We start from the raw sequence: 22,285 nt of genomic DNA, 5'->3' as shown, positions 1-22,285 counted from the left end.
CCCGTGACTTATAGAAAAAACACAAAAAATCACCATGCAAACCCTAAACTCTCCCGCCAACTTCGACGAAACCATAACAAATCAAGCTGTAATATCTGTCAAAAATCTCAACCATTACTTCGGTAAAGGTTCCCTGAAAAAACAAGCTTTATTTGATATTAATCTCGATATCAACTCTGGGGAAATCGTAATTATGACGGGGCCTTCTGGTTCGGGTAAAACAACTTTACTGACGATGTTAGGCGGCCTGCGTTCGGCTCAAGAAGGGAGTCTCAATATTCTGGGGGAAGAAATACGCGGCGCTAGTAAGAATCAGTTAACTAAGTTGAGAAAGCAAATTGGTTATATTTTTCAAGCGCATAACTTGATGACGTTTTTGACGGCTAAGCAAAATGTGCGGATGTCTTTGGAATTACATAAGGAAATGCTAAATCAGAATATGGATGCTTTGTCAATATCCATGTTGGAAGCTGTTGGTTTGGGAGAACGGGCTAATTATTACCCAGAAAATCTGTCGGGAGGACAAAAACAAAGGGTGGCGATCGCCCGGGCGTTAGTCAGTCGGCCTAAAATAGTCTTAGCTGATGAACCTACGGCGGCTTTGGACAAACAATCCGGGCGAGATGTGGTGGAGATCATGCAGACACTAGCAAAGGAACAAGGTTGTACGATTTTGCTAGTGACGCACGACAATCGGATTCTCGATATTGCCGATCGCATTATCTACATGGAAGACGGACGTTTAGTCACAAATTTAGCCGATCGACCTTAATCAGATGTCAACAAATCTCTTACAAAAGTTCTTTTTATCAAATTTTGGGACGGGCAAGATGCCCATCCCACAATATTTTCTTTTATTGTGGGATGGGCATCTTGCCCGTCCTAATTATTTTTGTAAGATATTCGCTACTTGGCCGGGCCCACGGCCTCGATCGCAGCCTCAAGGGCGATCGACACATGAGTCCAATGAGTACCCCCTTGACAAAAAGCCACATAGGGTTCCCGCAGAGGCCCGTCTGCTGAAAACTCCGAGGTGCTGCCATCAATAAAAGTACCACCAGCCATCACCAACTGACTTTCGTACCCCGGCATCGGCCCCGGTACCGGGTCTAAATACGAACCGACTGGGGAATTTTGCTGCACCGCCCGACAGAAAGCAATTAACTTATCAGCAGAACCGAATTCGATCGCCTGAATCACATCCCTGCGCCTCGCCAAAGGAATCGGATTCACCCGATAACCCAACTTATAAAAAACATAAGCCGTCAAATGATTACCCTTCATCGCCTCGCCCACAAACCCAGGGGCCATGAACAAACCCTGAAACAGCAAGCGGTTTAAATCAAAAGTCGCGCCCCCGCTGCTGCCGATTCCCGGCGCTGTCAAGCGACAAGTTGCCGCCTCCACCAGATCGGCCCTCCCGGCCACGTAACCGCCCGCAGGGACGATCGTACCCCCCGGATTTTTGATTAAAGAACCCGCCATCAGATCTGCACCCACAGCAGTAGGTTCGCAATCATCAACAAACTCGCCGTAACAATTATCAACAAAGCAAATTGTGTTACGATTCTGATGTTTGACTAGATCGACGATTTTTTTAATCTCAGAAATAGACAGACTCGATCGCCAAGAATAACCGCAAGAGCGCTGGATCAAAACCAGGCGAGTTTTTGTTGAAATAGCAGAGCTCAGTGCCCGCCAATCCACAGTTCCTTCGCGAGTTAGAGGCAACTCACGGTAGCTAATGCCGAACTCAATAAGTGAACCTTGACCTTGCCCCCGCAAGCCGATCACTTCTTCTAAAGTATCGTAGGGAGAACCAGCAACTGCCAACATTTCGTCACCAGGACGTAGGATGCCAAACAGAGCACAGGCGATCGCGTGAGTACCCGAAACAAACTGTACCCGCACCGCTGCCGCCTCGGCCCCTACCACTTCGGCAAACACCCCGTCCAAAGTCTCCCGCCCTAAATCATCGTGGCCGTAACCCGTAACACCTGCAAAATGGTGGACTCCAACCCGGTGGCTGCGAAAAGCTTTTAAGACTCGTTGAAGATTTTGCTTGACTGTCGCGTCAATACCAGAAAAAATCTGAAAGAGTGCCTGTTCTGCTTCCTGTAGCCGTGAAACGCTATTCATCTATACCTCGCTCACCATTTGCGTGCGCGCTGCTGATTATCGCGTAAATGCGGCCCCTAGTTTGTAAACATAATATCTTCATGACGATTGCAACTTCCAAAAAAACTTCTCCTGATTGGCCTGTTGTAGGCTTTATGGCCTTTCTGCACACCGGCGCTCTATTTGCTTTGCTGCCGGGTAATTTTAGCTGGTCTGCTGTCGGCCTAGCAGTATTCCTGCACTGGGTAACAGGTGGTTTAGGAATTACTCTCGGATTTCACCGCCTCGTTACCCACCGTAGTTTTCAAACACCGAAATGGCTAGAGTATTTTCTAGTTATTTGCGGTACTCTGTCCTGTGAAGGCGGCCCGATCGACTGGGTAGGAATGCACCGGTTACACCACATCCATTCCGACACGGAAGAAGATCCCCACGATTCTAATCAAGGCTTCTGGTGGAGCCACATGGGTTGGATGATCTCAGATTTGCCGATGAGAGTTCAAATCCCCCGCTTTACAAAAGACATTGGCGACGACCCAGTATACAAGTTTCTCCAAGCATATTTTATCCCCATCCAAGTTGTCTTCGGTGTGTTGCTTTATTTATTAGGTGGCTGGTCTTTCGTGGTTTGGGGAGTGTTTATGCGGATTGTGGTGGTGTTCCACTGCACTTGGCTGGTTAACAGCGCTACCCACAAATTCGGCTACCGCACCTATGAGTCGGGCGATGGCTCTACTAACTGCTGGTGGGTTGCTGTCCTCACCTACGGCGAAGGTTGGCACAACAACCACCACGCCTTCCAATACTCTGCTCGTCACGGTCTCCAATGGTGGGAAATCGACATCACTTGGATGACAATTCAACTGCTGGAATCGCTGGGTTTAGCTACCAAAGTGAAGTTAGCAGAAAAATAGGGCGATCGGCAATTTAGTCATTGGTTGTCGGTCATCAGTTCTGGACTAATGGCTCGTGACCAATGCCTAATCCTGTTTTTGCGATCGCTAAAGGTTGGGTTGAACTGAGATTGAATCATCTTGTGCGATCGACCCAACCAAAACCATAATCAGTTATAATAGATTTGGGAAGAAAAATTTTTGTTTGGCAGCCAAAAGTTTTATTTTCAAAATTAAACCGTAAATTTTTCAAGTTTCATCCTAAATCTATAATTCATTCATTTTTGATTCGTTTGGGCAAGTGTGCACCAAAAAAGTTTACTGCTCAATCCAAACTATTATGCGTGAATCCCCGTCAGCATCTCATCACTAATCAAAAAAAGAATGACAATAGCAACGCAAGAAAAACTCCAATACAATTGGAAGCACGTTATTAGTTTAGCAGGACTGCATATCGGCGCTTTGTTCGCACTGCTACCCAGTAACTTCAACTGGACAGCAGTTGGTTTAACAGTATTCATGCACTGGATCACCGGCGGTTTGGGAATAACTCTCGGATGGCATCGTATGCTCACCCACCGCAGTTTTCAGGCACCAAAATTCGTAGAATACTTTCTAGCATTTTGCGGATCCCTGGCCTGTCAAGGAGGAATAATTGATTGGGTTGGGCTGCACCGTTTGCACCACACCCACTCTGACCAAAATGCGATCGACCCTCACAATGCCCAAAAGGGTTTTTGGTGGAGTCACCTCGGCTGGATGCTATATAAAGGCCCGGCTCACGCTGAAATTCCCCGCTGTACAAAAGACATTGCCAGCGATCCATTTTACCGATTTTTGCAAAACTACTTTCTCCCGATGCAAATCGTCTTTGGCGTGTTGCTTTACTTCGTAGCAGGCTGGTCATTTGTAGTTTGGGTAATCTTTGCCCGCTTAGTTTTGGTATATCACTGCACTTGGTTTGTGAACAGTGCAACTCACAAATTTGGCTACCGCACTTACGAAACCGAAGATAGTTCTACTAACTGTTGGTGGGTTGCAGTTTTGACTTACGGGGAAGGCTGGCACAACAACCACCACGCTTATCAATACTCTGCCCGTCACGGTATGAAATGGTGGGAAATTGACTTCACCTGGATGACAATTCAAGCCTTGGAAGCAGTAGGTTTGGCTAGTAAGGTGAAATTACCACCTTCCCGAGCGGAAGGTTAGTTATTGTAGGGTGCGTCAGGTGTGAATTTGACTATACGCAGATTAAGAATTTTCCACGCTAAACACCTGACGGTTAGTTAGCACCCCCCTTAGGAATGAGAATTAAATAACTTACAATTTTTATTGTTCTTGTGGGATGGGCGTCCCGCCCATCCCACAAATATGTGTAAATTATTTAATTTTCATTCCTTAGTAACGTCGTTGCTTGCGATCGTCAATCGGCGTGGTGCACTTTGAAAACTTCTAAGGAAACCGATCCTTAACGCGGATTAACGCAAATATTTTGTAAATGCTATAAGGTGCGTCGCTCGCTCGATTGTCGATATTGAGTTAGAAATTTTCTGTGGCGACACACCCTACGACTACGACTGTCAACTGTCAACTGTCAACTGTCAACTGTCAACTGACTAATGAGCCTGTTTTTGATCGCCCTTGCCGCGCAAATATTCCGCTAAAAACGCCAATCCTCCCGAACCGACTATCAACAGCACGCTCAGAGCATTAATATCAGGCTTCACACCAGTCCGAATCCGGCTAAAAATTTCCATCGGTAGAGTTGTAGTCCCGCTACCGGCGGTGAAACTCGCAATCAAAAAATCGTCCATGCTGAGCACAAAAGATAGCAGACAACCAGAAACAATTCCAGGTATTAATTGAGGTAGCAAAACCTGAATAAAAGCCTCAACAGGCGTTGCACCCAAATCCAAGGCAGCTTCTTCTAAATAAGGGTTTAAATCTGCCAATCTAGTAGAAACAGCTAGAGCGATGTAAGCCAGACAAAACACAACGTGGGCAGCGACAATTGTCCACAAACTCAGAGGAATAGCGAGTGCGGCTAAGAATACCAGAGTCGCAACCGCGCTGGCAATATCTGGAATAATAATCGGCAAGTAGGAAACTCCCTGATATAAATTTTTGCCGGGAAAGCGGTAGCGGGCTAAACCAACGGCCATTAAAGTGCCGAGTACAGCGGAGATGGCAACTGCACAAACAGCAACTGTTAAACTGTTTCTCAGGGCAATTAAAATCCGCGTATCGCTAAATAATTTAACGTACCAATCTAAAGTAAATCCTTCCCAGCCGGCGCTAAAACGGGATTTGTTAAAGCTGTAAAATGTGAGTACCAAAATGGGCAGGTACATATAAAAAAACATCAAAACTGTAAATATTGCCTGCCAAGAAATCTTAAATTTAGGTTTTAAGTACATATCGGGTTGTATTTCCTCCTGTGGATTGTCGGCGGTATTTTCCATATCTCGTTAATCGGGAATTGGTAATTGGTAATTGGTAATCGGGGAATTGGGCATCGGGCATCGGCCAAACAGGGCATCGGCCAAACAGGGCATCGATTTGAAGAGAATTTGTAGCGACTAATTAATGACTAATAACTAATGACTGCTGTCAACTGTCAACTGTCAACTGTCAACTGTCAACTGTCAACTGTCAACTGTCAACTGTCAACTGACTAAACTGCATTACGATCGCCATATTTGAGTAAAAGAGCAATTCCGATACTCACTGCAAAAATTAATACCATACTCAGAGCCGAACCTAGCCCCCAATTTTGAGTCGCCCCCAAAAACTGATTGTAAATTAAACGAGCTGCCGTCATGCTCGAAGCTCCACCAAGCAACTCCGGATCGACAAAATCGCCCAAACAGCTAATAAATACTAGCAAAGAACCCGCTGCAATCCCCGGCATTGTCTGGGGTACTGTCACTTTCCAGAAAGTTTCTAGTGGATTCGCGCCCAAATCCTGAGATGCTTCTAGCAATCTGCGATCGAGCTTTTCCAAGGAAGCGTAGAGAATGGTTACGATATAGGGCAAATAGCTGTAAGCCATGCCGATTAGAACTGCGGAACTTTGATTTAACAATTCTAGAGGAGGGATGCCCAAAAGTCCCAGGAGCGAGTTGAGAACGCCCGTAGGACGCAGAATTGTAATCCAAGCATACGATCGCAACAGCGAAGAAGTCCACAGCGGCAACACAAAGCCCAATAACGTTAAATTCCGCCACTTGGGCGAGACATTGAGCGCGATCCAGTAAGCGACGGGAAATCCCAGCAGTAAACACAGAATAGTCGTTCCGGTGGCAAAAAAGAGCGATCGACCCATCACCTGCAAATTCAGCGGCTCAAACACCCGCAGGTAGTTGCCGATTCCCGAAGGATTTACCAAATCTCCCGGCTTAATATTCGGCACCAAGCTAAGTTGAAAAATCACCAGAGTTGGTATTACTAATAATAAAACCAGGAACAAGCCAGAAGGGCCGAGCAATGCCAGCGGGCCTGTCCACTTTGACCATGGGGGGACGCTTTCAGGCTTGACTGGAGCAGTGGGAGGAATCGGAGGGGGAGCTTTGGTAGAAACAGCCATAAATAATAGTTTGGATTTTTGAGCGGTAGGGGCGGGTTCACCAAAATCTTTAATTTCAAAGCCCGAATTCGTATAAACCCGCCCCCACCCAACGGTAAATCTAAATGTACCAGATCGACTTATTGTCGGAAAAATTGATGCGGGCGATCGACTGTGGGGGCGAGAGTCAGAGATTGTTGGTCAAATTTGCTCCTACAGGTTAGGGTTAACCAGCGGTTAATTTAGTCCAATAGCGATCGTACACTTCCATAAATTTCCCTACTGGAGCCACACCTTCGCAATTTTTCAAAACAGCTTCCGAAGGGAAAAGAAGCTCGTTTTCGCGAACTTCCGGCGTCAGCAAACTAAAAGCATCTTCCGAAGGAGTTGAAAAACTGAGCCGTTCGACTAAAGAAGCAGCGACATCCGCTTGCAACATAAAGTTAATCCACTTATAAGCTGCATCGGGATTGGGAGCACCTTTGGGAATTACTAAAGTGTCAGTCCACAAAGAAGAACCACTTTTTGGTACGACATACTTCAATTTGTCGTTATCTGAAATGACTTCATTGGCATCAGAAGAATAGCACATGGCTAGCTTCAAATCCCCTGTCAGCATTTGCGGCCGCCAAGCGTCTGTCGTAAAAGATGCGATCGCAGGTTTGAGCTCCACCAGCTTTGCGTAAGCTTGTTTAACTTGATCTTGGTTCGTAGAATTCAGAGAATAGCCCAGCATTCGCAACGCAGCGCCCATGACTTCTCGAACATCGCTCGCTAGCGTCATTCGCCTTGCTAACTCTTTTTTGTGTTCCCACAAATAGCTCCAATCTTCAGGAGCTTCTTTGAGTTGTTCGCTGTTGTAAATCAAGCCTGTGGTTCCCCAGCTCAAAGGAACGCTGTAGCGGTTTCCTGGGTCGTATACAGGGTTTTGGAACTGTTTTTTTAGTCGATCGAGTCCGCCCAAAATTGAGTGGTCTAATGGAGTCAACAGCCCCAGTTCCGTCATCTGAACCACCATGTAGTCAGACGGGTAAATGATGCTGTAGGCGCGGCCGCCACCGGCTTGAACTCTAGCCAGCATCTCTTCGTTGGAGCTAAACACGTCGGCGACTACGCGAATGCCGGTTTTTTCAGCAAAGCGATCGGATTGTACGTCTGCAAGCCGCCAGCCGCAACTGGAAAGGGCTAACCCGGAAATTGTCGCCGCCGAATTTTTTAGGAACTGACGGCGTGTAGAATTAGCCGGGAAAATCCTGGAAATTGGTAGATTTGTCGGAGGCACAGTTCTAATTGGGATTTTAGATTTGGGATTTAGGAATTAGCTGATTTTAGATGTTCGAGCAAACGCAGATAAACGCAGATTAATACTGATGCTATTAGATACTGGTTAGTTTTGTCCAGTAACGATCGTAAACATCTGCAAATTTTCCTAGGGGTGCCACGCCTTCGCAGTTTTCTAAAGTAGCCTCAGCAGGAAAAAGAATTTTGTTTTTGCGAACTTTTGGAGTCAGCAAATAAAAAGCATCTTCTAAAGGAGTTGCAAAACCTAATCGTTGGACTAGGGAAGCCGCAACATCAGCTTGCAGTATGAAATTAATCCATTTGTAAGCTGCGTCTGGATTGGGTGCTCCATTAGGAATTACTAAGGTGTCAGTCCACAGGGCAGATCCGCTTTTCGGCACAATATACCGAAATTTAGGGTTGTTTGCAATTACTTCATTGGCATCAGAAGAGTAGCACATTGCTACTTTCAACTCTCCTGTCAGCATTTGCGATCGCCAAGCATCTGTGGTAAAAGAAGCGATCGCCGATTTGAGTTCTTCTAATTTTTCATAGGCTTTTTTAACTTGTTGTTGGCTTGTAGAATTGAGAGAATAACCCAGCATCCGCAGCGTCGCGCCCATTACTTCTCTAACGTCGTTTAGCAGAGTCATTCGCCTTGCCAATTCCTGTTTGCGTTTCCACAAATAACTCCAATCTTCGGGAGGTTCTTTGAACTGTTCGCTGTTGTAAATCAATCCAGTTGTCCCCCAACTAAAAGGCACGCTGTAGCGGTTTCCGGGGTCGTAAACGGGGTTTTGGAACCGCTTTTTGAGCCGATCTAGTCCGCCAACGATCGATCGGTCTAATTGAGTTAGCATCCCGAGTTTTTTCATCTGCATCACCATGTAGTCTGACGGGTAAATGATGCTGTAGACCTGGGGAACACCGACTTTAAGTCTCGCCAGCATTGTTTCCGTGGAGTCTAACACGTCGGCGACTACGCGAATGCCGGTTTTTTCAGCAAAGCGATCGAGCAAAGCTTTATCGGTGATTGTACGTCTGCAAGCCGCCAGCCGCAACTGGAAAGGGCTAACCCGGAAATTGTCGCCGCCGAATTTTTTAGGAACTGACGGCGTGTAGAATTAGCCCTGCAAAACCTGGAAATTGGTAGATTAGTCGGAGGCACAGTTTGATTTTAGATTTTAGATTTTAGATTTTAGATTGGGGAATTGAGGATTGGGAATTGGGAATTGGGAATTGGGAATTGGTAATTGGGAATTGGGAATTGGTAATTGGGAATTCTTCCGATACTTTTTTGCTAACGTTTACTAACAAACACATAAGTTAAATCGCTAAACAGCTTTTCAACCAAGGCGTATCAACCAATGCCCGAAGGAAGATCCCACGAGCACCATTTAGATCTCGGTTCATCTGATTTCCATCAGAATCTTTGATCATTCTGCTACCACCAATCTTTTTGACTTCTCCAGTCCATGAAACAGTCTTTGAAGTGTAAGCTTCGTTGATAGAAGTTAAAGCAACTTTGCCTTGCTCCCAAGCTTTCCACTCTAGATGTTTTTTAAACTGGTAATGACTCAGAGTCAGCATTTGACGAACAGTTTTAGAGCGAATCTTGCGACGTGACTTGCTCACCATCTGAGACGACTCAAAGGATGGAATTAATATCACGTCAAAATTATCAACTAAAAACTTAGCAGTCTTGTGATGCAACTCTTTGACAAGATGTTGAATCTTAGACTTTAATCTGTCCGCTGCTTTCTTGAATCTTTTGCGTTGCGGGCTATTCGTTTTACTCATCCTTGAGATCAACTTGTCTAACCTGAAACACAACTTTTGGATCAAAAGATTAGAATCATTCCCAACCCATCCATAAGATGACTCAGAAAAGAAAGTCATGAACGTTCTAACACCGGGGTCTAAGGCAACCACGCGACCTTGGTTATCGGTCTGACGTGGTTGCACTTCTTCAGATACAACAATGTAATACTCGCCATAGGCAAGGGTCAATCGTCCATCACTGAAGCCTTTGGGTAATGCCTCTTTCAGCTTTGACTGACCCAATTTTGTCGGATAAATTCCTTTCGTCCCAATAGCAGACTTCGGAATATAAACAGACTGTTTTGTATCTTTTCGACTGCGAAACTTGCAGCTACAAATCTTGCCAGTTTTCTTGAAATCTGCTTTGGCTTTTTTGACGGCACCACAAGCATCTTTAATGGCAATAGATTTAATTTGAAACGGTACAGGTTTTGCCCAATCAGGCAGCCCATTGAGTATTTCCGTTTTAATTGACATCCAATTGGCTTTAGTGCCTGGTTGCTGCAAGTATTTGATAGTTGCGTTGTAGACAAAACGACTAACTCCAAACCATTGTTTGAGCATTGCCTTTTGTTCAGGGCTTAGGAATAGTCGGATCTTCTTTGATTTTCTGGCTGTAGCTTCTAAGACCGTGCATTCGGCAACTAAACACGTGAAGGATGGCAAGAAGATCGGCTGTAAGTTCGGATTCGCTCGCGTGAACAGGATTTGAGAGAACCACGATTTCTCCACCGTTTTGTTTTGCCATGAACTCGAATAGTTCAAATCCGAATCTACACAATCTGTCTCTACAGGCAACAACAATCGTGAGCTGATCTGGGCGCATAAATCTGACCAGTAAGGCTTGCAGTCCTTTTCTTTTGAAATTGAGTCCAGAGCCGATGTCTTGGATGATTTCCGAGTCGGGGTATCGCTGTCGCATGAATTCGACTTGTCTAGCAAGATCGTCTTTTTGTTTGGTACTACTGACTCGGCAGTAGCAGATGATTGAGCAGATGCTTCCATCTTTTTGGTATGAGTCAACGTCGTAAAGGCGTTGCCCTGCTCCATTTTTGATTGATTTAATCTGCCCTTCATCTGCGTACTTCCTTAACGTGTTTGGATGCAGACCTAGAAATTCGACAGCCTTTCTAAGTGGTATGTATGCCATTCACCAAATATCACCCATCTAGTAGTGTATGTGAATGATTGTTAGAAAAATTGATACTGTGCGTCAACCCCTCTCCCCTCTCCCTTTCTCCCTTTCTCCCTTTCTCCCCCTCTCCATCGTTAGGATCGATCGCCCAAAGCGAGACAATCAGTAGTTCCCCAGTAAGCATAAATCGGCGTCTGCGGGTCTGGGAAAGAACCGCCCGTATTGGGTTGGCGCACCGTAATTTTATCGCCCGACGCCAATTCAACCACGTAATGAACGTGAGTGCCCATGTACATGATATTTTTGAGCCGCCCTTCAAAACAGTTAACCGACAATTCCGGCTGGTAGAGATTCAAATATACTTTTTCAGGCCGGACGCTAACCACCACAGAGTCACCGATGACACCATTCCACATATCCGACTGCTGAACGACTATTTTCAGATTGGCTGATGTGCGAACTGTAATAGTCGATCGGTCGATCGCCTCCACCGTACCAGAAAACAAATTCGTATCCCCAATAAAATCCGCCACAAAAGCCGTCTGCGGGCACTCATAAATTTCTTCAGGCGAACCAATTTGCTCAATCCTGCCCTCGTGCATCACCGCAATCCGGTTAGAAAGACTCATCGCCTCTTCTTGGTCGTGAGTCACCATCACAAAAGTCAAACCCAACTCTTGATGCAAATTCGACAATTCCAACTGCATCTGCTTCCGCAACTTCAAATCCAGAGCTCCCAGCGGTTCGTCCAGCAGCAGAACCGCCGGTCGATTTACCAGAGCTCTCGCCAAAGCCACCCGCTGCTGCTGGCCGCCCGACATTTGACCCGGAAACCTGTTGGCGAAAGATTCCATTTTCACCAATTGCAAAGCTTCCCGTACCCGTTCTTCTACTTCCGATTTCCCCAGCTTTTTAATCCGCAATCCAAAAGCGATATTGTCCCAGACATTCATGTGTCCGAACAGGGCGTAGCTTTGAAACACAGTATTTACCGGACGGCGGTAAGCTGGAGTATTGGTCATCGACTGGCCGCGAATCATCAATTCGCCCGCCGAGGGAGTCTCGAACCCAGCGATTAAGCGCAGCGTGGTAGTCTTACCGCAGCCGGAGGGCCCGAGAATGCTAAAAAATTCTCCTTGACGAATGCTGAGGTCAACTCCGCGGACTGCGGTTTCGCCATTAAATACCTTAAAGACCTTGCGGAGTTCAACGTCAAGCGCTGTATCCTTTGCTGTCGTACCTTGGTTGAGTGCTGTCTGAAACATATTCGCCCGTTCCTGGGGTAATGCACGCTATTTTAATACAGTTTAACTTTAGACTTTTCTGTATTTTAGGCGAGGAATGTTGGAATTGAGAGGTTTTAGAATTTGTTCTTTAGATTCTATCTCAGAGTGTTGCTGGGCAAGACCAAATCTGCTGTGTCCCGCACCAAATTCAATCCACCGATCATCTATTGATTTTCAGGATTTGGCGTGGGAGATGGCGTGGGAGAGGGTGTTTGCGGTTTCTCTGGTTTGGGCGCTTCTGCTTTTTTCCATTCAGACAAAGGTCGTTGGACGGCATTTTTAAAGTCAAACGGTACTAGCAGCACGGGCAAAGTTTCTGCCCCATTTTGAGGTGGGGCTTCCGCCGGGTTGGCTTGGGCGTACAAGAAGCGGCCGCTAAAGTCTGTTTTGCCTAAAACTAGGCGGTGAGTTTCCTGGTTGTCCAGCTTGACTGTGACTGTGGCTTGCGGTTGGTCGAGACCGAATTCTGGCAGTTGAGCGGCAGTAATATCTATTGTGCGATCGCTCTTTCCTGTTCCCAGCCTATCTAGCAAAAAATCCACCGATGCCTGACTCGCGTGTGCTTGCACCGGCAATTTCATTTCCCAGCTAGACTTACCTCCTTTACGAGCATAAACTCGTTCAAAAGTCAATATCTTTTCCGGAGTTTTGACTGTAAAGAATTGTACGCGATCGGACTTGAAAGTAAAAATTTTATGTTTTTCGTCCTTAGCCGCCTCCTGTTTTGGGGACACTTGCGTCTCGTACAAAGAAACCAACCCCGCCATGGTCAACGCAACAGCTATCAATATAAATGTATTTTTCTGCAATTTCATAATAATGAGGAATTCGGCATGGTCAGCAGTCATTAGTCATTAGTCAGCAGTCATTAGTCATTAGATTGTAGGGTGCGTCAGGCTTGAATATTTTGACACCGACTAATAATTTTTCCTCTGACGCACCTACGGGAATTAGTATCAGATTGTAGGGTGCGTCAGGCTTGAATATTTTGACACCGACTAATAATTTTTCCTCTGACGCACCTACGGGAATTAGCAATTGGTGGAAAAACAAGCAAGAAGCAAAGTAGTTATTGTAGGGTGCGTCAGGGTTAAATATTTTGATTTCAGACTAATAATTCCCCCCTGACGCACCCTACGGGAATTATGGATTAGGAATTGGAAATTGGGAATGGGTTGAAAAACAAGAAACAGGCAAATAAATCCGTTACATCCGTTAAATCCCGTACATTGCTCGTTGCCGAACTTGCTTCATAATTATCTTCTTTTCCACCAAATAGCGCCACCAACGCCCAGTCCCAGTAAAGGCCAAATCAGCCAAGCTAAAACCAACAATCCTACTTGGACATCATTCATGTTAATGCGGCGGTTGGTAGCTTTTTTCGGGCTGATAGAAAAGCTTTGCTGGTCTGGTTTGCTCAACCAACTCACTGAATTGAGAAACACGTCGCTATTGAGTTGTTGGTCAAACCAACCGTTAGTCACAAATTGAGATGTACCAATTACTACCATGCGCGATGTTTTTGTAGGAGTAGAAGGCACAGAAGGAGTTGTGCTTGGACTGGGAGATGCTGTGGGAGATGTTGTTGGTGTTGGTGTGGAAGATGTTGTTGGTGTTGGCGTGGGCGAACTTTCAGGAGATGCTGTGGGAGATGTTGTGGGTGTTGGTGTTGAGGAACTCTCCGGCGATGCTGTGGAAGATGCTGCCGGTATTGGCGAAATTGTCGGTACTGCTGGAGGGGTAGCTTCCTGGGAGACAATCACCGAGTAGCTGATTGGGGAAGCTGTCGGCGAGGTTGTTGGAGATGGAGAAGTTGTTGGTGATGGAGAAGTTGTTGGTAATGGGGAAGTTTTCGGCGATGGTGTCGGCGATGACGAAGTTGTCGGCGAAGTTGTCGGCGATGCTTGGGGTGAAGGCGATGTTGTCGGGGAAGTGGTCGGAGATGGCGATGTTTTCGGCGATGGCGATGTTTTCGGCGATGGCGATGTTGTTGGCGATGGCGAAGTTGTAGGAGATGGTGAAGTTGTCGCCGATGGCGAAGTTGTCGCCGATGGTTGGGGTGAAGGCGTGACTGGTGTTGGTGAGGCTGAGGGGTTTAACGGAGTGCTCTCAGAACCCGATCGCACCAAAGCCACACCTAATAATAACGGGCCTTGTCGATCGGTCTTCGGATCGAACTCCAATTTTTTAGTCGTCAAATCGCTTTCCGCCCAACTTTCCTGACTCGTCCAAATCAGCGGTTTTTCCTCTATCCCTACTACAGGCGAAGTTTCCAAAGCGCGTGCAAACGGATAAAATGAAATACCGCTACCGAAACTTTGAGTAATCGGATGTTCCCCGTAACGCCTGACTGTGGGAACCGTCGCGCCCAGGCCGAATCTTTGACCACTACCCGAAGCATCGATGGCCAAACGGGAGTCTAGTTTTACACCCCATTCTTGCAAAAATTTGTCTAATCCCGTATTAATTGCCGGGTCTACCATTAAGAATAAACTGCCACCGCGATCGAGATAAGCTTTTAGTGCTTTAATTTCTACATCCGAAAAAGGTTTATCCTGTCCAGGAACAATTAAAGCATCTGCATCTTCTGGAACTTCTTTGCGTTCGCTCAAATTCAGCGTTTGAGAGTTATAGTATTTATCTTTCAGAGCTTTTTCAGCTTGCTGAATTCCGCCTTGACCTTCTTTCAGCGGGCGAGCTCCTTTGCCTTGCAAAAAGTAAACTGTAGGAGTACGAGTGCTGAGAATTTCTTCTAAGCCATTTGTAAGTTTTATCTCCGAAAGACCTTGATTCGGGTCACTACCAAAAGCAGTACCACCTTTTTGCAGCACTTGTTTTTTTTCACCGGATTGCAAGTAAATTTCTCCGATGCTGGTAATACTAAACTCCCGGATTTTTCCCGGTTGGGCCTGGGGGTCAACAAACTCGTATTGAAACTTTTCGCCTCCCTCGCGTTTGTAACTTTGCAGCAATTCTTTAATTTGCGGATTTTGGATGGGGTCAAATACCCAAACCTTGACTGTTTGTTGCAGGTTTCGCAGGATTTGTTGAGTCTGGGGGGCGAGGGTAAATTGTTGGCTTTCGGTTAAGTCGATGCGGAGGGGATAGCGAAAGGCTATGAAGTTAATTACTCCCAGAATCACAAAGACAGCGAGGGTAGCAATCAGGGCGTTGGTACTCGCTTGAGTGGAACGTCGCCCCCAAAAGCCTTGTTCGTAAGTCAAGGATAGCAGCCAAAGTGCGATCGTCACTATTCCGGCAATAACTAAACCGACTGTCAGGGGTTCCCACGCTGCGGATACAAGTGCTGCTGTTACCCCCGCTGCGGTGAGGAGAGGGCCCAGCCAAAAAACGTATTTCCAATTTGTTTTGGTAATTTTCATAAGCTAAATATTGTTTGTGTGAGCAAATTCCGGTTCAAGAATGTTATTCTATATTGAATTAGTCTGCTCCAACCAGGCTGTTAAATCTGAGAGACTATTGAAATCCAGGACGGCATCTCCTAATTCTTCTAATTCCTGTAATCCTAATTGACGGATAGAGTTTTCTAGTTCCGGTTGGATTGTGCCTAAGCGTCGCACAAGTTGACGCAATATTAATGAGAGTTGAGCAGTTTTTGTCAGTTGTTCTCTTGCTACTTCTATCGCAATCTGCTGGTCTTGAATCCACTGTTCTTGGTTCTGCAACTCTTTTAATTCTTCTTGACTAAAATTGTCCTTCTTGGCAATTTTAAAAGCTTTCTGAATTTCGGGAACAGCACTCAGTGTTTCGGGGACTGTCTCCAGAATACTGGTATTTTGGAGAAAGTAAATCCATTGGTCGGCTCCTGTTTCTAATTGTGCTAATTCTTTACTGAATTTTGGCAGCTCCACAAATACTAATTCTATTTCAGTATCTGGACAATCAAATTTTTGCTCTTTTTCTTTGAAAACAAACCTAGTCATAAATTCAGGCTGATTTTCAAACATTTCAAAGTCGGCAATTTTCAAGGAAGTTACTGTTTTTAGTCTTTCATAGCGTTCTTCTCCTGTTAATTGCCCGCTGTAGGCTTTGGCAGCATTGTACAACACTCTTTTCTCGAAGGAAGGCACGTTGAGCAGTTGGATTTCAATCAGGGCGATTCTGCCACCGTTAATTGTGGCTTTGACATCTAGGTGTGTGTCTGGGACTCCAAAAGTTTTATTTCCCGGTTGGGAGTCGATTATTTCTAAGTCTTTAATGACAGGCTGTGCTTCATAAAGGATGGCGTTTAAAAAATTAATGAGGATGTATTTGCTGTCGCTGGAACCGAAGATCTTTTTGAACGCAAAGTCGATTTTGGGATTGATAAATCTCATTGTTTGATTTATTTGGTAGAATCATTTACCCTGAAAATATAACCGAATGTTGAAGGAAGAAGGAAGAGAGAAGAAGGAAGAGGGAAGAGGGAAGAAGGAAGAAGGAAGAGGGAAGAAGAAGGAATAAGTCAGTAGGCAGATTAATGCCCGATGCCCGATGCCCGATGCCCCATGCCCCATGCCCCATGCCCCATGCCCCATGCCCCATGCCCGTTGTTTTTAAGAACGCTGATATCGCAAAGCGTCGATCGACTGTGCTGTGAGAAATACTCCTAGAATGATGTAACTGGCAAAGATAATTATACTGCTAGTATCAAAAACTCCCTTGACAAGATTAGTGTAATGTGTTAGGAGTGAAAGCTGTCCTAATGCTGCTCCGAAGGGCCCGCCGATACCGACGGCGGCTGCATCGATTACCCACAGAAATAAGACTAGAGCGAAGGTGAGGATGGCGGATAAAATCGTGCTGTCTGTAAGGGATGAAATAAACATTCCGAGGGACAATATTCCGGCTGCTAGTAAGATTAGGCCGCCGTGTCCTAGCAGCACGACGCCGGGGGGTACGGGTGGGGTTGAGGAACTTAGGGCGATCGCCTCGCAGAAGAGCAGTGGCAGCAACATTGTGGTATAAAATGTTAAAACGCCGAGGAGTTTGCCGGTAGCAACGACCCAGTTGGTTAAGGGGGATGTGGCTAAAAGTTCTAAGGTGCCGCGCTTGCGTTCTTCTGCGTAAAGTCCCATGGAGAGTGCTGGTAATACGAACAGTGAAAGGGAACCCATGATTCGCAGAAAAAGTTGCAGGAATTCATAGGCTATGTCGATCGCAGGTTCGGTAATTCCCATTCTATCTCGCTGGGTGATTTGAGGAATTAGGCCGTCGGGGGCGAGGAGAATGGCGATTAAAAAGTAGCCGGTGATCAGCCAAAAGACTGCTGCGATAGCATAGGCAAATGGTGATGCAAAATAGCTTTGCAGTTCCTTGCGGTAAATGGCGATGATATTACTAATCATTACTAACATTTAGGAATTGGGAATGGTTCAACAGTTGACAGTTGACAGTTGACAGTTGACAGTTTGAAAGCTACTTCTACCTAGAAGGATGAGGATTGGAGTAATGAATAGTCTGATTTTAATTCCTCCGTCACTCGTGTTCCGGCTTTCAACCAATTATTTCTGGTAATTGGGTATTGGTAATTGCTTCATTCTGAGTCGCCTCCGGGTCGTGTTTCGCTGTCGTTGCTCTCTTGTTGCTTTCTTTCTATTTTTCGCTTTCTGTTGACAGGTGGTTGTTCTCCTTGAGAATCGCTACTCGGTTGTGCCCTTTTTTTAACTTGCCGATTTTTGACAACAGGTTCGGCTTTAGGTTCGCTCGACTCCAGGATTTCTGCAACAGGTTCTGCAACAGGTTCGGATTTTGGTTGAGGAAGCTCGATCGACTCTGCAATTTGGGTCACAGGTTCGCGAACAGGTTGGCTCGACTCTAGGATTTCTGCAACAGGTTCGGCTTTAGGTTCGATCGACTCTACGATTTCTGCAACAGGTTCTGCAACAGGTTCGCTCAACTCTACGATTTCTGCAACAGGTTCTGCAACAGGTTCGGATTTTGGTTGAGGAAGCTCCCTCGATTCTACGATTTGGGCCACAGGTTCGGATTTTGGTTCGCTCAACTCTACGATTTCTGCAACAGGTTCTGCAACAGGTTCGATCGACTCTACGATTTCTGCAACAGGTTCCAGTTGAGAAAGCTCGATCGACTCTACGATTTGGGCCACAGGTTCGGATTTTGGTTCGATCGACTCTACGATTTCTGCAACAGGTTCTGCAACAGGTTCGCTCAACTCTACGATTTCTGCAACAGGTTCGGATTTTGGTTGAGAAAGCTCGCTCGACTCTTGTCTTTCGACAATTTGCAGAAATTCTGCAACAGGTTGCATTTCTGGTTCTATATCATTGATTGTCTCTGATGTTTCTGCAAGTGTTTCGGATGCTGAGTGAGAATCATAAAGCGACTCTACTGTTTCCGCTTCTGGTTCTGATGCTGGCTCAGCAAGCTCGATCGACTCTGGGATTTGGGCCACTTCCCGATTGTCTACAATCGGTTCTGGTTGAGAATGTGCGATCGACTCCACTGTTTCTACAACTGGTTCTGATCCTGAATGAGAAGGTGCGATCGACTCTGGGATTTGGGCCACTTCCAGATTGTCTACAATCGGTTCTGGTTGAGAATGTGCGATCGACTCCACAGTTTCTACAACGATTCAGAATGTGCGATCGACTCTACAGTTTCTACAACTGGTTCTGATCCTGAATCAGAATGTGCGATCGACTCCACTGTTTCTACAACTGGTTCTGATCCTGAATCAGAATGTGCGATCGACTCCACTGTTTCTACAACTGGTTCTGATCCTGAATCAGAATGTGCGATCGACTCTACAGTTTCTACAACTGGTTCTGATACTGATTCAGCATCATAGAGCGACTCTTGCCTATCTGACTCTAGTGTTTCTAAAACTGGTTCGTCCGATACTGGATGAGCATCATAGAGAGATTCTAGTGTTTCTAAAACTGGTTCGTCGGATACTGGATGAGCATCATAGACAGATTCTTGCCTATCTGAAACTAGATTTTCCACAATCGGTGCTGATTCCGATTGATGAGAGTCGGCGATCGAGTCTTGAATTTCTGTCGCTGCTTGTAGATTGCGATCGACCTCGGGTTCGCTGTGAACCAGACTTTCTTCCGGTTTCTTTTGGGCCGCTGTCAGCCGTAAAAACACATCTTCCAAAGTAGCGCGATTGCGGCGCATTTCGCAGAGTCCGAATCCTGAGGCGATAATAGCTGCGGCGATTTCTCGTCCTGGTTCCACCTCCGATTCGCATTCTGCCCGCAGGCGGTAGCGACTGGCTAAAAATTGCTGGCTGGGAATCAATTCGATCGATCGAACTCCCCGCACATTTTCCAAAGAAGGCAACAGCAGACTGTTGAGCAAATCCGCCTCACCTTCGACTTCGACTTCGTAACCTTCCCCGGTGGCCAACTCTCCCATCAAACGTTCGGGAGTACCAGCGGCGACGATTTGACCGCGATTGATGATGGTGACGCGGCTGCAAGTCATGCTGACTTCCGGCAGAATGTGGGTAGAAAGGATAATAGTGTGTTCGCCTGCAAGACTTTTGATTAAGTTGCGGACTTCGATGATTTGTCGCGGGTCGAGGCCGACGGTTGGTTCGTCCAGGATAATGACGGGGGGATCGTGGACGATCGCCTGTGCAATACCAACTCGTTGCCGAAATCCTTTAGAAAGTTTGCGGATTAAAACTTTGCGTTTATCAACCAGGCCGCAGCGTTCGATCGCGGATGTGACACGTCGGGCGCGATCGCCTGCAGGGACTTGCTTGATCCGCGCCACAAAAAATAGAAACCCTTCCACGCTCATTTCTGGATAAAGCGGCGGGTTTTCCGGAAGATAGCCGATCCGCTGTCTGACAGCCATCGAATTTTCGTGAACGTCGAGGCCAGCGATCCGGGCGGTACCGCTGGATGCCGGCAAATATCCCGACAAAATCCGCATGGTTGTGGTTTTGCCGGCGCCGTTGGGCCCCAAAAACCCGAGTATTTCTCCTGCTTCGACCGAAAAAGACACGTCCGCGATCGCTGCGGTCGAACCGTAAGTTTTGCTTAAGTGTTCTACTTCAATCATTTGTCAAAGTCATGTCGATTTTAGGTTTGAGATTTGAGATTTGAGATTGACTCCGCCAACCACAGGTCGGACGCCTGTTCCACAACCACAGGTGGGTTAGAGCCGATTTCTCACATTAGCCTGCCAGAAACCCAATCTATCACAACTGATGATTGTACTTGGAAGCGGGACACTTGTTTTAGGTCGATCGTCTGGCGCCGGCTAGCGTTGAGCTTGCTGTTGCTGGTTGGAAAATTCTCACATAAAAACAGGCAAGATGCTTGTTCCACAAAGAAAAAAGTGAATTTTGTTGTGGTCATTCTCCCCGCTTTGGATCGTATGGCGGGCGATCGCGTTACAAGAGAACCGAAAAATCTGTCAAAGTACCGTCTTATGAATGATCGAAGCCAAGCATAATTTCACTTTAAAAAACCCATGCTACGAACAGTTAGTAAGCGATGCCTTCTTCTGCCCCGTCTTCTTCCACAGACTTCTTTCCAACCCCCAGCCTGCTAAACCCGACTTTTTCCAACTCAAGGGGGCTACAAAAGTGCCGACTTTTCTATACTGAAAAATTTGGGCTTCCCTGACATCATATGAATAGGTTAAGTTAATCAAGTGAAAAAGGGAGTTAATCAATGCGTTTTGGATTTTTGAGTTTTGGTTTGCTGGTTCTCTCAGGAGCGATAATTGCCGTAGATGTCGCACCTTCTTTAGCAGCAGCAAGCGCCCAAACAAACAGAGAGTTGTCACAGTCGCAGGCACAAGAGCGATCGGAGCAGCTAATTGCCTGTGGTTGCACTAGCAGAGGTTGTAGTAGCTGTAGCCGTCCTACTCGCGGTGGTCGTAGATAGGATAATTAGCAGCTATCGAGTGACTGCTGTTTTTAGATAGTTGAGGATTGGGCATAAAAGAATAGTCTTTTTTCAGTCCAATCCTCTGTTTGTAGAACTTAATTGGTAGATCGATTCACCAACAAACTTGCTTGCTGCTACTAAGGAACGAAAATTTAATAACTTACACATATTTGTGGGATGGGCCAGAAGAACCCGTCTTTTCTGGACGGGCTCTTCTGGCCCATCCCACAAGAACAATAAAAATTGTAAGTTATTTAATTCTCATTCCTAAGCTTTATTAACGGGGAATACTCCAAATCCTAACAGAACTATCTGGGCCGCCACTGGCAAGAGTCTGCCCATCGGGGCTAAAAGCAACAGAATAAACCCAGTTTGAATGTCCCGTGAGAGTTTGCAATAATTCGCCAGTACGCAGATTCCAAAGTCTAATCGAGTTGTCATAACTCCCGCTTGCAAGAGTTTGCCCATCCGGGCTGATAGCCAGACACCAAACCCAACTTAGATGTCCAGTAAGAGTGCGCTGCAATTCCCCTGTTTTCGGATTCCACAGTTTAATACTATTTTCAGCAATACGGCTAACTTCGTTCCAGCCACTACTGCTAACAAGGGTTTGACCGTCAGGACTAAAAGCGACAGACAAAACTTGCGCTGAATGTCCTTTAAGAGTGCGAATTAATTTCCTACTATTCAGACTCCACAACTTAATAGTCAGATCGTCACTGCCGCTAGCAAGGGTTTTGCCATCAGGATTAAAAGCGACCGAAGTAACGTTGTTAGTGTGTCCGTAAAAAGTATAAAGCAGCTCTCCTGTGTTAACACGCCACAGTTTGATTGTTTTGTCATGGCTGCTGCTAGCGATGGTCAGACCATCCGGGCTAAAAGCAATCGATCTAACATCGCTAGAATGACCTTTGAGAGCGCCCAAAAGCATCCCAGTATCTAGATTCCACAACTTAATTGTTGTGTCCTTCTCATTTTTCGCATCCTCCTCCAGTAGCGGCCCCGTAGCTAGCAATTTTCCATCCGGACTGATTGCAACCGACCAAAGCTTTGATGAAGCTCTAGATAGTTTTTTAATGACTTTCCCTGTACGCCAATTGTAAAGTTCGATCGGTTCATCGTAACTACCTCTGACAAGGGTCTGTCCGTCAGGGCTAAAAGCAACTGAGGTGACTGCATCAAATACTTCCGAACCTCCTTTCAAGGTGTTGATTAGCGGGACTTAAACAGAAAATACGATAAAAATAGGTTATAATGCTTACATAGCAAGCAGATAACGTTAAAAAATGACCCATGAAAGAGACAACCCC

17 protein-coding genes and 2 pseudogenes are annotated in these 22,285 nt (G+C 46.0%); 4 read left to right on the top strand and 15 right to left on the bottom strand.

Translation table 11 applies throughout. The features are described 5' to 3' along the window. The first annotated feature begins 34 nt into the window (after window positions 1–34). Window positions 35–772: a DevA family ABC transporter ATP-binding protein gene (locus JGK07_RS24180; protein WP_293184946.1), complete on the top strand. Its 738-nt coding sequence runs from the start codon at window positions 35–37 to the stop codon at window positions 770–772. A gap of 134 nt (window positions 773–906) precedes the next feature. Here JGK07_RS24180 and JGK07_RS24175 read toward each other — a convergent pair whose 3' ends face one another. Next, a complete protein-coding gene (locus JGK07_RS24175) occupies window positions 907–2,139 on the bottom strand; it encodes a methionine gamma-lyase family protein (protein ID WP_293225766.1) in 1,233 nt (410 codons plus the stop codon). An 80-nt stretch (window positions 2,140–2,219) separates the two neighbouring features. Between JGK07_RS24175 and JGK07_RS24170 the strand changes: the two genes are divergently transcribed. Together JGK07_RS24170 and JGK07_RS24165 are read left to right on the top strand one after the other, a co-directional pair. Continuing rightward, window positions 2,220–3,032 carry an acyl-CoA desaturase gene (locus JGK07_RS24170; protein ID WP_293184949.1) on the top strand — a complete coding sequence of 271 codons (813 nt, stop codon included), beginning with the start codon at window positions 2,220–2,222 and terminating at the stop codon, window positions 3,030–3,032. Between the two features lie 363 nt (window positions 3,033–3,395). Further along, window positions 3,396–4,223, top strand: coding sequence for a fatty acid desaturase (locus tag JGK07_RS24165; protein ID WP_293225768.1), 828 nt, complete (start codon window positions 3,396–3,398; stop codon window positions 4,221–4,223). 407 nt (window positions 4,224–4,630) lie between these two features. On the opposite strand, the gene JGK07_RS24160 is transcribed toward JGK07_RS24165, so the two are convergent. From JGK07_RS24160 to JGK07_RS24100, 13 genes and pseudogenes are all read right to left on the bottom strand, one after another. Beyond that, window positions 4,631–5,476 (bottom strand): ABC transporter permease, encoded by an 846-nt coding sequence (locus tag JGK07_RS24160; protein ID WP_293184951.1) that lies wholly within the window; start codon window positions 5,474–5,476, stop codon window positions 4,631–4,633. A gap of 212 nt (window positions 5,477–5,688) precedes the next feature. Continuing rightward, the gene (locus JGK07_RS24155; RefSeq protein WP_293184952.1) at window positions 5,689–6,600 is read right to left on the bottom strand and encodes an ABC transporter permease; all 912 of its coding nucleotides are present in this window, start codon (window positions 6,598–6,600) and stop codon (window positions 5,689–5,691) included. A 205-nt stretch (window positions 6,601–6,805) separates the two neighbouring features. Then, window positions 6,806–7,861, bottom strand: coding sequence for a spermidine/putrescine ABC transporter substrate-binding protein (locus JGK07_RS24150; RefSeq protein ID WP_293291083.1), 1,056 nt, complete (start codon window positions 7,859–7,861; stop codon window positions 6,806–6,808). Window positions 7,862–7,955: 94 nt separating this feature from the next. After that, window positions 7,956–9,028, bottom strand: a pseudogene (locus tag JGK07_RS24145) (spermidine/putrescine ABC transporter substrate-binding protein). A 158-nt stretch (window positions 9,029–9,186) separates the two neighbouring features. Next, window positions 9,187–10,245 (bottom strand): transposase, encoded by a 1,059-nt coding sequence (locus tag JGK07_RS24140; RefSeq protein ID WP_293198232.1) that lies wholly within the window; start codon window positions 10,243–10,245, stop codon window positions 9,187–9,189. A gap of 10 nt (window positions 10,246–10,255) precedes the next feature. After that, window positions 10,256–10,831, bottom strand: a complete 576-nt coding sequence (locus tag JGK07_RS24135; RefSeq protein ID WP_293184957.1) for an IS607 family transposase — start codon at window positions 10,829–10,831, stop codon at window positions 10,256–10,258. Window positions 10,832–10,950: 119 nt separating this feature from the next. Next, window positions 10,951–12,081, bottom strand: a complete 1,131-nt coding sequence (locus JGK07_RS24130; protein WP_293184958.1) for an ABC transporter ATP-binding protein — start codon at window positions 12,079–12,081, stop codon at window positions 10,951–10,953. 185 nt (window positions 12,082–12,266) lie between these two features. After that, on the bottom strand, window positions 12,267–12,950 hold the full coding sequence (locus tag JGK07_RS24125) for a DUF4340 domain-containing protein (RefSeq protein ID WP_293184959.1): 684 nt from the start codon (window positions 12,948–12,950) through the stop codon (window positions 12,267–12,269). A 408-nt stretch (window positions 12,951–13,358) separates the two neighbouring features. Then, on the bottom strand, window positions 13,359–15,485 hold the full coding sequence (locus tag JGK07_RS24120; RefSeq protein WP_293184960.1) for a Gldg family protein: 2,127 nt from the start codon (window positions 15,483–15,485) through the stop codon (window positions 13,359–13,361). Between the two features lie 48 nt (window positions 15,486–15,533). After that, complete coding sequence (locus JGK07_RS24115) at window positions 15,534–16,439, bottom strand: Rpn family recombination-promoting nuclease/putative transposase (protein ID WP_293184962.1); 906 nt, start codon at window positions 16,437–16,439, stop codon at window positions 15,534–15,536. 219 nt (window positions 16,440–16,658) lie between these two features. Next, complete coding sequence (locus JGK07_RS24110; protein ID WP_293184963.1) at window positions 16,659–17,459, bottom strand: ABC transporter permease; 801 nt, start codon at window positions 17,457–17,459, stop codon at window positions 16,659–16,661. 179 nt (window positions 17,460–17,638) lie between these two features. Next, window positions 17,639–18,682 (bottom strand): hypothetical protein, encoded by a 1,044-nt coding sequence (locus tag JGK07_RS24105; RefSeq protein ID WP_293291082.1) that lies wholly within the window; start codon window positions 18,680–18,682, stop codon window positions 17,639–17,641. Between the two features lie 506 nt (window positions 18,683–19,188). Next, window positions 19,189–20,139: pseudogene (locus JGK07_RS24100) on the bottom strand (ABC transporter ATP-binding protein); the annotation flags it as partial. Window positions 20,140–20,756: 617 nt separating this feature from the next. On the opposite strand from JGK07_RS24100, the gene JGK07_RS24095 reads away from it, so the two are divergent. Next, the gene (locus tag JGK07_RS24095; RefSeq protein ID WP_293226807.1) at window positions 20,757–20,972 is read left to right on the top strand and encodes a hypothetical protein; all 216 of its coding nucleotides are present in this window, start codon (window positions 20,757–20,759) and stop codon (window positions 20,970–20,972) included. Between the two features lie 280 nt (window positions 20,973–21,252). Here JGK07_RS24095 and JGK07_RS24090 read toward each other — a convergent pair whose 3' ends face one another. Further along, window positions 21,253–22,179 carry a WD40 repeat domain-containing protein gene (locus JGK07_RS24090; RefSeq protein ID WP_293226810.1) on the bottom strand — a complete coding sequence of 309 codons (927 nt, stop codon included), beginning with the start codon at window positions 22,177–22,179 and terminating at the stop codon, window positions 21,253–21,255. Window positions 22,180–22,285 lie beyond the last annotated feature (106 nt).

The organism is Microcoleus sp. PH2017_24_DOB_U_A (genome assembly GCF_020738205.1).
In the GTDB taxonomy this organism is placed as follows: domain Bacteria; phylum Cyanobacteriota; class Cyanobacteriia; order Cyanobacteriales; family Microcoleaceae; genus Microcoleus.
The sequence above is the reverse complement of the archived record's forward strand: the minus strand, read 5'-3'. Positions and strand labels throughout refer to the sequence as shown.